Origin of the sequence: Pseudomonas sp. S12(2018), assembly GCF_024355235.1 — a bacterium.
GTDB lineage: Bacteria > Pseudomonadota > Gammaproteobacteria > Pseudomonadales > Pseudomonadaceae > Aquipseudomonas > Aquipseudomonas palmensis.
Genome location: NZ_QLAD01000002.1, coordinates 84,305 through 97,043 on the forward strand (window position 1 = coordinate 84,305; position 12,739 = coordinate 97,043).

Sequence of the window (12,739 nt, forward strand, 5' to 3'; positions counted from 1 at the left end):
TTGCGCCGCAGCCTCAGCCGGCGCGGAAAATCAGATAGTCTTCCCAATCGTCTTCGGCCACGCTGTCTTCACTGAGCATGCGGCCAGACCACGAAATGCGTTGCTTGTGCACCTGCTCGCGATCGCCACTGACCAGGTGATGCCAGCTGGGCAGGTCCTTGCCCTCGCTGACCAGCCGATAGCCACAGGTGGGCGGCAGCCACTTGAACTGGTCGGCCTTGCCCGGGGTGAGCTGGATGCAGTCGGGTACCGAGGCAAAGCGGTTGGGGTAATCGCTGCACTGGCAGGTCTTGAGGTCGAGCAGCTTGCAGGCAATGCTGGTGTAGTAGACGCTGTTGTCGTCTTCGTCCTCGAGCTTTTGCAGGCAGCACAGGCCGCACCCATCGCACAGCGACTCCCACTCCTGGCGATCGAGCTGATCGAGGGGCTTGCTGATCCAGAAGGGTTGGGTGGCAGGCATGGTGCGTTTTGTCCTGTTTCAATTCAAGTGCGCGCGCGTGGCGGCGCCAGTCTAGGGCGTGTGGCCGGGCTTTGCCAGACCGCTTGTCAGGGCTGGCGCCACGCAGTAGTTTGACAGGCTGTGTGTTTTCCCACCCTGTCAGGAACCCCTCCATGAGTGCCAACCCTCGCGTTGCCGACTATGCCATTGCCGAGCAGTTCATCCAGCGCTGGTCGCCCCGGGCGTTTACCGCCGAACCGATTGCCGAAGACACCCTGCTGAGCTTCTTCGAAGCGGCGCGCTGGGCCCCCTCGGCCTACAACTCGCAGCCGTGGCGCTTTCTGTTCGCGCGCCGTGACACGCCGAACTGGGAGCGCTTCCTGGGCCTGCTCAACGAATTCAACCGCAGCTGGGCCCAGCACGCCTCGGCGCTGGTGCTGGTGATTTCCAAGACCACCTTTACCGCCCCTGGCGCCAGCGAAGAAACCCCGGCGCTGTGGCACACCTTCGACACCGGCTCGGCCTGGGGCCACCTGGCGTTGCAGGCCAGCATCAGTGGCTGGCATACCCACGGCATGGCCGGGTTCGACCAGGCGCTGGCGCGCAAGGAGCTGAAGATTCCGGACGGCTATGAACTGCATGCGATGGTCGCCATCGGCAAGCTGGGCGACAAGGCCAGCCTGGCCGAGTACCTGCAGGCCCGCGAAGTTCCAAGCCCGCGCAAGCCGTTGAGCGAGCTGGCGGCCGAGGGTGATTTCAGCCTGTAGGGCTGAAGTTCGCGGCGCCCCGTTCGCCGGCAAGGCCGGCTCCTGCAGGCATCTCCTGTAGGCGCCGGCCTTGCCAACGACGGCTGCGACGCGGTTTCAGTCAGTAGCCCCGCTCGAAATCCACCTCGCCACGCAACGCCTGCCCCGCCTCGTATGCCCGCAGATTCTCCACGAACAAACGCACCATCGCCGTCGGCGAGGTCGGCGCCGAGCTGTGCCCGGTCAGCAGCAGGCCCCAGGCGGTCCAGAACGGATGACGCTGCGGCAGCGGCTCCTGGCGGCATACATCGATCACCGCGCCCGCCAGGTGCCCCAGCTTCAGCGCCTCGACCAGGTCGGCATCGACCACCGACACCCCACGCCCGGCATTGATGAACAGCGCCTGGGGGTTGAACCTGGCGAACAGCGCGGCGTTGTACAGGTCGTGGGTGGCAGGCGTGTCGGGCAGCAGGTTGACCACATAATCCACCTCGCCCACCAACCGTCCCAGCTCATCCAGGCCGGCCACCTCGACAAACGGCGCCTGTACGCGGGCCTGGCTGGCCACGCCATACAAGGTGACACCGAAGGGCAGCAGGAACTCGGCAACCTGCTGGCCGATGTCACCGGTGCCCACGATCAGCACGCGCCGCCCTTCCAGGCTGCGCCCCAGGCGCCCGTCCCACTTGCGTTCCACCTGGCTGAGCACGCGCGCGAGCACCTCGCGCTCATGGCCGAGCATGTAGGTGAGCACGTACTCGGCCATCACCTGGCCAAAGATGCCCACCGCCCGCGTCAGGCGATAGCCACGCGGCAAGCCGTCGACCAGCAGCGGGGTGATGCCGGCCCAGGTCGACTGCACCCAGGCAGGGCCGTGGCCCTGACGCAGCAGGGTGGCCAGCAGATCGGGCTGGCCGAGCCACACCGGGCACTCTGCTGCCAGCTTCGACAGTTCGGCAGAGTCGCCGCTGGTCACTACCTCGAGGTCCGGTGCCATCTCGCGCAGCAGGCGAGCGTAAAGGGCATGATCCTGTTCAACGATCAGAACGCGCATGTTTTGGATAACCTTGGCATAAACCACGGCGCTGGCCCGCTCACTGCGCGGGCCGCGCCATGCAAGACAGAAAAAAGCTCAGACCGGGTCGTTGCGCCGCAACAGCTCTTCGGGAAGATGCTCGATGTACTCGTCTTCAAGTGGCGGCATCTGCAGGTGGTAGCCCTGCTTCTCCAGATTGGCCAGCACCTGGGTGATGTCTTCGCGGGCCAGTTGGCGTTCGGGGGTCAACACCAGGTCGAAGGCATGCACCGGCTTGCCAAAGGCCGGCAGCAGCCCCTCGGGCACGCGCTCCAGGCCATCGGCCTTGAGCACGTAGAGGTACATTTCATTCTTGCGCGGGCTCTTGTAGATCGAGCAGATACGTTTCATGGCTGGTCTCCGGTGCCGGCCAGGCAATCGAGCAGCGCCTGGCCCATCCGCTCGCGGCGCCAGCCGCGCAACGAATCAGGCAGTTGATAGGGCCCGTTGGGGTAGCCGCTCTTGAGCAGCGCCTCGAGGGTTTTCTTGCGCAGCATCAGTTCGGGCGCGATGCCCAGGCGCTCGCCTTCGGCCTGGCCGATGGCACGCAGCTGCTTGAGCAGCGCCGAAGCCTCGATCGGCAAGGGCTCGGGCAGGGCCGGCGGCCACTCGCTGGGCGGCACGCTGGCGGCCTTCTTGATCAGCTCGAGCAGGAACTCGCCATCCTGGCGAATGGTGCGCGGGTGCATGTCTTCGATCTTGGCCAGGGCCGACAGATTGTCGGGCTGGGTACGGGCCAGAGGCCACAGCGATTGCTCGCGCAGCACCCGGTTGCGCGGCAGGTTGCGCGCACGCGCCTCGCGTTCGCGCCAGGCGCACAGCTCGCGCAGTACCGCCAGTTGCGCACGCGACAGCTTCCAGGCCAGCTTGGCATCACGGTACAGCTCGTAGGGGTCGGTTTCGCGGCGCAGTTGGGCCACCAGCTCGGCGCCGTCTTCCAGCACCCAGGCATTCTTGTCTTCGGACAGCTGCGGGCGCAGGCGCTCGTAGACTTCGGCCAGGTGCACGGCATCTTCGGCGGCGTAGCTGACCTGGGTTTCCGACAGCGGGCGCTGCAGCCAGTCCGAACGGGTCTCGCCCTTGGGCAGCTCGATGTCGAGTACTTCCTGCACCAGTCGCGAGTAGCCCATGGAGAACCCGAGATTCAGGTAGCCGGCGGCCAGTTGGGTGTCGAACAGCGGCGCCGGCAGGCTGCCGGTCAGGCGCATCAGCACTTCGAGATCTTCGCTGCAGGCATGCAGCACCTTGGTCACGGCGCTGTCTTCGAGCAGCTCGGCCAGCGGCTGCCAGTCGCCGATCAGCAACGGATCGATCAGAAAGGCACGCTGCCCGTCGCCGACCTGGATCAAACCGGCGATGGGGTAAAACGTGTCAACCCGCATGAATTCGGTATCAAGCGCTACATAAGGCAACTGCCGCCACTGTCGGCAGTGCTCGGCCAGGCTGCGGTCGTCGCAAATCCAGTGAATATCGATGGCCACAAGGCTCTCCCACGAACAATGGCGCGCAGTATATACGGCGCAGGCCACCGCCGGGAAACCGCTCGACCGCCGTTCCCTCGCCAGCCTGCGCACGCGGTCAGTGTGTAGCGACCACCGGACGGCAACTGGCGAACATGTCCAGTTGCGGGTCGTACACCGAGGTGTGCACCCGCAGCAGGCCGAGCATCGAATGGAACAGGTTGTCCTGGCTCAGCGGCTGGTTGCGCGAGCGCTGCAGGCAGTCGGTATCGACGGCGTAGTCCTTGCGATAGCCATCGGAAAACCACGCCAGCATCGGTATGTGCTTCTGCTGCTCGGGAGCGAGCATGTAGGGCGTGCCGTGCAGGAACAGGTTGTACTCACCCAGCGACTCGCCATGGTCGGACAGGTACAGCATGGCGGTGTCGACCTTGTCCTGGCGGCTGCGCAGGACGTCGATCAGCGTGGCCAGCACGTGGTCGGTGTACACCAGGGTGTTGTCGTAGCCATTGATGATGCTCTGGCGGTCGCACTTGTCCAGGGCATTGCTGCGGCACACCGGGGTGAAACGCTCGTAGGCCTTGGGGTAGCGCTTGAAGTACTCCGGCCCGTGGCTGCCCATCTGGTGCAGTACCAGCACGGTGTCCTGCTGCAGGTTGTCGAGCATCGCCTCCAGCCCCCTCAACAGGATTTCGTCGTGGCATTCGCTGTCGGCGCACAGGGCCGGGTCCTTGAGGTTGCTGACATCCTCGAACGCCACGCGATCGCAGGTGCCCTTGCAGCCGGACTGGTTGTCGCGCCAGTGCACCGCGATGCCGGCACGCTGCAGCACGTCGAGCAGGCCCTCCTGGTTCCTGGCCTTGCTGGCGTCATACTGCTTGCGGGTGAAGGTGGAGAACATGCAGGGTACCGACACCGCCGTTTCGGTGCCGCACGAATGCACGTCGCTGAAGGCCACCAGCCCCGCCTCCTTGCTCAGCTGAGGCGTGGTATCGCGGTCGTAACCGAGCAGGCCGAAGTTCTGTGCGCGGGCGCTCTCGCCCACCACCAGCACGGTCAACGACTTGCGGGCCTGGGGCGTTACCGCCAGCGGGCGCACGGCATCTTCGCCAACGCGGCGCAACGGTACATGCGCGCTGCCTAGCTGCTCACTGACATAGGCTACTGCGGCGCCGACATAGTTGCTGGGCACGACCATCAGGTGCAGTTCATGGTGATTTCGAAACAACGAGGAAAGCCCCTGGTAATTGAGCAATGCCACCGCGCCCAGTACTGTTGCGCTGGCCGTACCGACCACCAACTTGCTCAACAACTCGCGGGGGAAGGTACGATAAAGAATCGGGGTTTTATATAAAAGAATACTCGGCACTACGCCCAGTAACAGGATATAGCCGGCCAACGTGAACGAGAGCAGATCACGCACTTCGGTGGCATTGGTTTCCATGGTATTGCGCAACATGCCCACATCGATCAGCACGCCGTAGCGATTCATGAAGTAGGCCACCCCCGCGCTGACAAGGAACAACCCCGCCAGCACCGGCTTGAACACGGGCCGGAAGGCCACCAGGGTCAGCATCAGGTTGAACGCGCAGAACACCAGCACGGCAAACGCCAGGCGCAGCACCAGGCCCGGGGCATCCCCCGGCACGATACTGAAAACATGCTGCCACAGTACCGCGTTGAAACCGATCAACAGGTACAGGCTGGCAATCAACGTTACCCATTCGGCACGCAGGGGCTTTAACTTGAACATGGCGCTTCGCTTCTTGAAAGTCCGGGACGATGTCATTGCAACATCAATAAAAAACAAGGCGGACTGTAGGCAGGGTGCCATCAATTTTTCGTGAAAAAGACGCCAACAAATAATTGCACTTTATTGAACGAAGGGCAGAACACTTCTTGTTCAGCCTTTATTCAGGAACAGGGCCTTGTCGCCCTGCTCCCGAACAGCGGTCAGGCGGGCAACAGCACCTTGGCGTAGCTGTCGCGGTCCATGTCGACCAGCTCGACGCTCAATTGAAGCTCGCGACCGCTCATCTCGACCACCGCATCCTTGAGCACCTCGAGCAGGCTGCCCGAGAGCTGCTTCTTGACCTCCGGGGAGCGGCCGCTGAGCAGTGACAGCCGCACACAGACAAATGCCCGCTCGACCGGGGCCACGCCCACACGAAAATGTTCGAAGGCGCGCGCGCGACTCTTGATATCCAGTTCCTGGGCGAACTGACCACTGCCGACCAGCGCGTGATTCAGGCGCAGCAGAACCTTGTCGACTTCAAGCTCGCGCAGGTTGGCGCTGTATTCCAGGTGCAGATGGGGCATGACTCGGGCGTCCGTCGGGGGAAATGATTCGACAGACTACCCCATCTGCGGGGGGCGGCAAACGCGTCTATCCTGAAGGTTCATGCCCACCAACCTATCAGCAGAGGTGAAGAGATGCCGGTCAAACACGATTTGCTTGCAGACCTGAATCTGACCAGGGAAGCCTTCGACGAAAAAAAGAAAACCGATCCGCGGCTCAGTACGTTGCACGAGAAGTACAACGCGATCGACGCCCAAGTGGTCGAGGCAGAAAGCGGCAGCGCCACGGACGATCAGGTGACGGAACTGCGCAAGAAACGGCTGCTGACCAAGGATGAGATCGTCGACCATCTCAAGGCCTAGGCGTTGTACCGCTGGCCGTGCTGGATAAATCTTAGTTGACCACAACAGTTAATATCATTTTGATATCAATTTTTTTGCCAGATAATTGGCAAGCCAAAAAAAACCCCGACACTTGGCGTGTCGGGGTTTCTTGATCAGGCCGCAATGGCCTGATCACGCCAAACTTACTGCTGCTGCGGCAGTTTGTCGATTGGACCGCAGCCACCAATAACCTTGGAGATGGAAACCGAAGGGTGGAACAGGTAATCGTACGAGCAGTTCTTTGGCTGGTTGTACACTTGGCCAGTGCAACCGGACAGCAGGGCAACACCCGAAACAACAGCGATTGCGACCGATGCCTTGATAAACTTTTTCATTCTAAATCCCTTAAATTACGATTCGCCGTCTTACTGATGGCGCGGCGATTGTAAGGAGGCCAGCACAATAAATCAAAAGATTTGTTACACCTTTCAAAGTCTTGTGGAACGTTCGTGCTAGTTGCCCGGGCAGGGCCTGCGAATCGACTTCGACGGTCATTCTGATTTTCGGCTCAGATTCTCGAGCTTCACACCGGCGACACTTCGCCTGCTGCCGAGGCTTCGGCGGGCATGGCAAGGCGCAGTGCGCGCCTGATGTCTGCATTGATATCGTCGGTGTCTTCCAGCCCCACAGAGATCCGGACCAACCCGCGAGGTACGCCCATTCGCTCCAGGTCGGTGCCGCCTGCTCGGGCAAAACTACCGTAGTGATAACACAGGGATTCAATGTTCCCGAAGGTGGTACCTGTTCGTATCAATTGCAGTTGACTAACAAAGATTGTGCCCGCTTCCTGCGAAGGCAACACAATGGCAATAAGACCTGTATGCAATGACGGGTCAATGCCGTTGGCCTGTGCGCTCCTGGTCGACCATACGGCACGCCATTGCAACGTGGGAAACTCCTGATTCAACATGGCAATGACAGCAAGTGCATTGTCGGCATGCTTTTTCAATCTGAGCGCAAGTGTTCTCAAACCACGCACCGTAAGCCAGGCCGAAAACGGGTCGAGGATCAGCCCGGCACTTTCCCTGTGAGACTTCAATGCCTTGAACAGATCCGGGTCATTGGTACTTACCATCCCGCCCATTACATCACCGTGCCCATTGATATGCTTGGTGGTGGAATACAAGGTCACTGCCGCCCCCAGCGACAACGGCTTCTGGCAAAGTGGCGTTAGAAAGGTATTGTCGACAACCAGAAGAACGGCGTTCTTCATGCAAAGTTTCGCCAGTTCCGCAATATTGATGTCCAGAAAAGCCGGGTTGGTGGGTGCCTCGATAAAGATCATTCTGGTGTCGGGCCGCAGGGCCGCCTGAAACGCCCCCGTTTCGTACGCTTCAATGACCGACAGCGTCATGCCACGCTGACGTGTTTCATGCTCAAGCTGTTCGATCACTTCATAGAACAGGCCGCGGGGCACGATGACGTGGTCACCTGCGCCCAGCAGCGCACGAAAGACCAGCAGGCAGGCGGTCATTCCGCTGTTGACTGCCAGACTGTAGGCGCAGTGTTCGATGGCACGAAACTTCGCCTCCAGGACGGAAACGGTGGGGTTGGCGTAGCGCTGGTAGGCAAAGTTTTCCCCCTCTGCATTGCCGAGCATGTCCCTCCCCGCTTCAACGGAGTCCAACAGTGCCGCGGAATTGCAGATCAGTGCGGGCACTGGAAACTGATCCAGGCCCGCCTCATGTTGCCCCAGGTGGATCGCGCGGGTAGCAGCGCCGAGTGGCGAAGACAGCAGATAATCACGGCGCTGCCGTTCACGCGGGCTCACGTTTTTGGTTGGGCTCATGAATGGCCTGATTCCGAAAGAGAGGGCTGATCCAGCCCGTTGATGATGACCTGCCCCTGGCGACCTGAGGGTGGTGCCGTTTACTCGTACTTGTAGCAAGGCACCACTTTTCCACCCAGCGAGACGATGGAGAACCTTTCCATTTTCGGCATGACGGCACAGGCCAGGCTCACTTGGGCCGCGCTGCAATGCAGCTCCTTTACCCAGATGGGATGATCCGCCTTGAAGCACTCGTGCTTCAGGTGCAGCAAATGTTGATCCAGTGGCATTCTGTCCGGGTCGCGTGGCATGGGGGCAGATGTCATCCTGGCGCGCTGCGTCGAATCAAACGCCAGGCGCAGGCACCGCAGCAGCCGTGGGTGCCGTGCCAGGTTGTTCCTTGAACCTGTCCATTCCCGGGTGACCTCTTCCAGGCCTTCGGCGACTTTGTATTGCTGCACCAGCTCCTTGATGGCGCGTGCTGCGGCGTGGCTCGGGTACAGCGAACAGCCACCGCCAACCACATGCACATCGGCGATTGTCTTGTCTGGGCAATAGGCAATGAAAACGGGATAGGGTATCTGGCTGGTGGCGTCGAACACTTCGATCGAGGCCCCGATGGCACCTTGCGCATCGCGCAAGGTTTGCAGCAATGCTTGCGGCATCGAGGCGTGAGCGATCTTTCTTATGGGTGTTTTGCACTCGTAAAAGAAGTGCTGTGCAATAAAGCGGCCGATACCGTGGCGCTCTATGACTTCGCTCGCGGCATGTATCGCCGCCTCGGCGAACCCGTAGCCTGCTGCCACACCCGTACCACAGGAATATCGGCGCGCAGCGCCATAGTCGGTATCATCGCCAGCGATGGCTTCATTGGCATACTGATGATTGATCAGGAATGACGGGTAGTGCAGATCAGCGCCGCCTGATGCTTCATGCGCCGCAAAGTGGATGACAGCCATCTGTGCAGTCTTCGAATGACGAAGCATCTGCACCGGCAGTACGTCCTGCAGGGCCGGTTGGGAAACAACCGAATCAAAACACTGCAAGGCGCTATGGGAGCGTAGTTGAAGTGGCCCCATGCTATGTTCATACGCTTCATACTTGGCGCCGATGCGCGCCTCTGCTTCATACCCTTTTCCGCAGCCGACAGACTCCATGTCACGGCTGTCAAAGGGGAATTCAAGCGTGGCCACAGTGCTGGACAGCGGGCTACCGTAACGGTTCAGGGTTACCTGTATTCCTTCGTTGATAAAGTGCTGATCTATCACACTTTCTGCATCTTGCAATGACAACGTACGCTCGGGAGCAATCATGTTCATCGGCTGGAATTTCCATATACGCTGAAAGAAAAATGAGGCGCAGCAAGCGCCTCATTCATTTTCATCACTCAGCCAGTACAGCAGCTTCTTCTGGCGTGAACTCTTCTTCCAGCTTGACGCTATCCACTTCGTCTTCAGCAGGTTGGTCGACCTTGAACTCGTTGATATACATGCAGCAGTACTTACCCATGGAAATATCCTTTTCATGATGGATTCATGTGCGCACTTGTTTTCAGGTGCAGGTCGAGAGTAATACCGGCCACTTTCACTGCCCATAGGAAAAGTCCTGACTCCAGGCGTGAATACGTGGTTTATGGGGTGTTACTTGAGTGCCAGAATGCGCCGAAACAGGGAACAGTGTTTCCTACGCACAATTGCTGTGCGCACGCGAAAAGCAAAAAGCCCCTGAAACCGTAGGTTTCAGGGGCTCTTGCATGTATGGCGGAGAGATAGGGATTTGAACCCTAGGTACTGTTGCCAGTACAACGGATTTCGAATCCGTCCCGTTCGGCCACTCCGGCATCTCTCCAGTGGCGCGCATGATACCAGCAGTTTTCCCAAACGCAAAGCTTCTTGTGAAAAAAATTCGCGTGGTATCAGGCGCTTGCGTCAGTCACGCGCTTACAGCGGCACGCCCAGACGCTTGGCAACTTCTTCGTAGGCTTCGATCACGTCGCCCAGACCCTGACGGAAGCGGTCCTTGTCCATCTTCTTGCGGGTTTCCTTGTCCCACAGGCGGCAACCATCCGGGCTGAACTCGTCACCCAGCACGATCTCGCCATGGAACACGCCGAACTCGAGCTTGAAGTCCACCAGTAGCAGACCAGCGTCGTCGAACAGCTTGCTCAGCACTTCGTTGACCTTCAACGACAGCGCCTTCATTTTCACCAGCTGCTCGGCGGTGCCCCAGCCGAACGCGACCACGTGGGATTCGTTGATGAACGGGTCGCCCTTCTCGTCGTTCTTGAGGAACAGCTCGAACGTCGACGGCTCCAGCTTGATGCCCTCCTCCACGCCCAGGCGCTTGACCAGGCTGCCGGCTGCGTAGTTGCGCACCACGCACTCGACCGGAATCATGTCGAGCTTCTTGACCAGGCATTCATTGTCGCCCAGCAGCTTGTCGAACTGGGTTGGAATGCCGGCTTCTTCAAGCTTCTGCATGATGAAGGCGTTGAACTTGTTGTTCACCATGCCCTTGCGGTCGAGCTGTTCGATACGCTTGCCGTCGAACGCCGAGGTGTCGTTGCGAAACAGCAGGATCAAGCGGTCGGCGTCGTCGGTCTTGTACACCGACTTGGCTTTGCCGCGGTAGAGTTCTTCACGTTTTTCCATGATGGGCTCCGCTTGCTAAATTGAAATGGGCTAGGCGATTTCGCGCCAGTCGAGCCCGTAATCCTGATTCGCCACTTGCAGCCAGTCCGGGTCACACCCGAGGGCGTCGACGAAACATTGCCGGGCCAGCTGTGGCAGGTTGTTCTTGCTGCTGAGGTGGGCCAGCACCAGGTGCTGCAGGTTCTGCCAGCCCAACTCCGACACCAGGCGCGCGGCCTGGTGGTTGTTCAAATGTCCGTAGTCGCCACCCACGCGCTGCTTGAGGAACATCGGGTAATGCCCGCGGCCCAGCATGTCGCGACAATGGTTGGCTTCGATCAGCAAGGCATCCAGGCCCTGATAGCTGTCGAGCAGGGCCGCGTCGTACGAGCCCAGGTCGGTCAGCACGCCAAACCGGCGGCGGCCATCGCTGAACACATACTGCAAGGGCTCCAGCGCATCGTGGCTGACGCCAACGGCGGCAATGCTCAATGCACCCAGCTGCAGGGTATCGCCAGCTGCCAGGAAGCCGCTGGGCTCCACGGGCTTGCGCATCCCGCGCAAGGTGCCACGACTGAGGTACACCGGCACATTGTAGCGCCGCGCCAGCAAACCCACCCCATGCACGTGGTCGGCATGCTCGTGGGTCACCAGCACCGCGCTCAACTGCGCCGCCGACACGCCGAGCAGCGCCAGACGCCGCTCGGTTTCGCGCAGGGAGAACCCGCAATCGACCAGTACGCAGGTACTGCCACTGACAATCAGCGTGCCATTTCCCTGGCTGCCACTTCCGAGTACGGCGAAGCGCACTTAACCCAGGTTGTCCTGGATGACGCTCAGCACGCGACGGGCCACATCGGCCGGGGCCACGGTGTTGATGTTCTTCTCGACCGTCACCTGCACGCTGTCACCCACCTTGCTCAGGCGTACCTGATAGCGCTCGGCGCGGGCTTCACGCTCTTCCTTGCTCGGCGCGCTGCCGAACAGGCGGCTGAAGAAACCAGGCTCCTGGTCCTTGGCCTCGGCTTTTTCGGCAAGGTTGATGTAGTACAGGCCCAGGCTGCGGTTGATGTCCTCAACCCGCCATTCGCCCTGTTCCAGGGCACGGCCGACGCTGGACCACGCGCGATCGAGGTCGGCGCCCAGGTTCAGTACCGGGTTGCCGCTACCGTCTTCGCTCAGGCTGACACGGCTCGGGGTATCGAAGTCACGGGCCGCCAGCAGCGATACCGAACCGCCCTTCTCGGCGCTGCGGGTCATGCTGGCAAGCATTTCGTCGACCAGTGCAGCGTCCACACCGGTGTTCTCGGCACGTGCCGGGAAGTCCTGTTCGGTGGCGCTGCCGGCAGCACGCTCGACGGTCACCACATAGACTTCACTGGTATTGCGCTGTACGCCCGGCTCGATGCGAACCCGGGCACGGATTTCATTGTTGCTGCTGCCTGCAACACCGCCCAGGCGCTGGGCCATGGACGCCGACAACTCGTCGAAACGCTGCCAGGTGGTGCTGAACTCGCCGGTCTGCGGGCGCTCTTCGGCGATGCGGAAGCCGTTGTCCTCGAAGAACTGGTGGGCCACCGGCCACACCTCGGCCGGGGCGCGCTGGGCCAGGACCCAACGCGAAGCGCCGCTCTTCTGCAGGCTGAAATCGCTGATGTCGGCACCTGCCGCCAACGGCTGTGGACGCGGCACTTCGAACTCGCCCTTGACGTTGTCGTCGGCGACGTTGCGCGGAATCGGCAGCAGCGGGTCAAGACGCTTGACGTTGCTGACATCCGGCGGCAGCTGCATCGGCGGCTTTTGAGTGGCCTCCAGATAATCGCTGCCCCGGTCACGGAAGTAACCCTCTTCGCCCCAGAGCCAGCCACAACCACTGGTGCTGGAGATGATCAAGGCAAGGGCGGAAAGACCAGCCAATCGCTTCATGCGGTGTACGTCC

The 12,739-nt window shown here is 60.8% G+C and carries 15 protein-coding genes and 1 tRNA gene; 2 read left to right on the forward strand and 14 right to left on the reverse strand.

Going from position 1 to position 12,739, the window contains the following annotated elements:
* Window positions 1-13: 13 nt before the first annotated feature.
* On the reverse strand, window positions 14-460 hold the full coding sequence (locus DN388_RS04220; RefSeq protein ID WP_043864203.1) for a YcgN family cysteine cluster protein: 447 nt from the start codon (window positions 458-460) through the stop codon (window positions 14-16).
* A 152-nt stretch (window positions 461-612) separates the two neighbouring features.
* Here DN388_RS04220 and DN388_RS04225 point away from each other — a divergent pair, with 152 nt between their 5' ends.
* Complete coding sequence (locus tag DN388_RS04225) at window positions 613-1,206, forward strand: nitroreductase family protein (protein ID WP_043864204.1); 594 nt, start codon at window positions 613-615, stop codon at window positions 1,204-1,206.
* Window positions 1,207-1,306: 100 nt separating this feature from the next.
* On the opposite strand, the gene DN388_RS04230 is transcribed toward DN388_RS04225, so the two are convergent.
* From DN388_RS04230 to DN388_RS04250, 5 genes are all read right to left on the reverse strand, one after another.
* Window positions 1,307-2,239: a D-2-hydroxyacid dehydrogenase gene (locus DN388_RS04230; RefSeq protein WP_043864205.1), complete on the reverse strand. Its 933-nt coding sequence runs from the start codon at window positions 2,237-2,239 to the stop codon at window positions 1,307-1,309.
* A 78-nt stretch (window positions 2,240-2,317) separates the two neighbouring features.
* Window positions 2,318-2,611, reverse strand: coding sequence for a YcgL domain-containing protein (locus DN388_RS04235; RefSeq protein ID WP_043864206.1), 294 nt, complete (start codon window positions 2,609-2,611; stop codon window positions 2,318-2,320).
* On the reverse strand, window positions 2,608-3,741 hold the full coding sequence (gene rnd, locus DN388_RS04240; protein ID WP_254996969.1) for a ribonuclease D: 1,134 nt from the start codon (window positions 3,739-3,741) through the stop codon (window positions 2,608-2,610). Before rnd ends, DN388_RS04235 begins: the two co-directional genes overlap by 4 nt.
* 97 nt (window positions 3,742-3,838) lie before the next feature.
* On the reverse strand, window positions 3,839-5,473 hold the full coding sequence (locus DN388_RS04245) for a phosphoethanolamine transferase (RefSeq protein ID WP_254996972.1): 1,635 nt from the start codon (window positions 5,471-5,473) through the stop codon (window positions 3,839-3,841).
* Between the two features lie 200 nt (window positions 5,474-5,673).
* Complete coding sequence (locus tag DN388_RS04250; protein ID WP_043864209.1) at window positions 5,674-6,039, reverse strand: 5-carboxymethyl-2-hydroxymuconate Delta-isomerase; 366 nt, start codon at window positions 6,037-6,039, stop codon at window positions 5,674-5,676.
* 114 nt (window positions 6,040-6,153) lie between these two features.
* Here DN388_RS04250 and DN388_RS04255 point away from each other — a divergent pair, with 114 nt between their 5' ends.
* Window positions 6,154-6,381, forward strand: coding sequence for a YdcH family protein (locus DN388_RS04255; protein ID WP_043864210.1), 228 nt, complete (start codon window positions 6,154-6,156; stop codon window positions 6,379-6,381).
* A gap of 164 nt (window positions 6,382-6,545) precedes the next feature.
* Here DN388_RS04255 and DN388_RS04260 read toward each other — a convergent pair whose 3' ends face one another.
* From DN388_RS04260 to bamC, 8 genes are all read right to left on the reverse strand, one after another.
* The gene (locus DN388_RS04260) at window positions 6,546-6,737 is read right to left on the reverse strand and encodes a YhfL family protein (protein WP_043864211.1); all 192 of its coding nucleotides are present in this window, start codon (window positions 6,735-6,737) and stop codon (window positions 6,546-6,548) included.
* A 188-nt stretch (window positions 6,738-6,925) separates the two neighbouring features.
* Window positions 6,926-8,191 carry a PLP-dependent aspartate aminotransferase family protein gene (locus DN388_RS04265; RefSeq protein ID WP_254996980.1) on the reverse strand — a complete coding sequence of 422 codons (1,266 nt, stop codon included), beginning with the start codon at window positions 8,189-8,191 and terminating at the stop codon, window positions 6,926-6,928.
* Window positions 8,192-8,271: 80 nt separating this feature from the next.
* Complete coding sequence (locus tag DN388_RS04270) at window positions 8,272-9,489, reverse strand: YcaO-like family protein (RefSeq protein WP_054914966.1); 1,218 nt, start codon at window positions 9,487-9,489, stop codon at window positions 8,272-8,274.
* Window positions 9,490-9,553: 64 nt separating this feature from the next.
* A complete protein-coding gene (locus tag DN388_RS04275; RefSeq protein WP_254996984.1) occupies window positions 9,554-9,679 on the reverse strand; it encodes a hypothetical protein in 126 nt (41 codons plus the stop codon).
* A 249-nt stretch (window positions 9,680-9,928) separates the two neighbouring features.
* Window positions 9,929-10,018, reverse strand: a tRNA-Ser gene (locus tag DN388_RS04280).
* A 92-nt stretch (window positions 10,019-10,110) separates the two neighbouring features.
* Complete coding sequence (purC, locus tag DN388_RS04285) at window positions 10,111-10,821, reverse strand: phosphoribosylaminoimidazolesuccinocarboxamide synthase (protein WP_010223163.1); 711 nt, start codon at window positions 10,819-10,821, stop codon at window positions 10,111-10,113.
* A gap of 30 nt (window positions 10,822-10,851) precedes the next feature.
* Window positions 10,852-11,610 (reverse strand): MBL fold metallo-hydrolase, encoded by a 759-nt coding sequence (locus DN388_RS04290; protein WP_043864220.1) that lies wholly within the window; start codon window positions 11,608-11,610, stop codon window positions 10,852-10,854.
* Window positions 11,611-12,726 carry an outer membrane protein assembly factor BamC gene (gene bamC, locus DN388_RS04295; RefSeq protein ID WP_213607179.1) on the reverse strand — a complete coding sequence of 372 codons (1,116 nt, stop codon included), beginning with the start codon at window positions 12,724-12,726 and terminating at the stop codon, window positions 11,611-11,613.
* Window positions 12,727-12,739 lie beyond the last annotated feature (13 nt).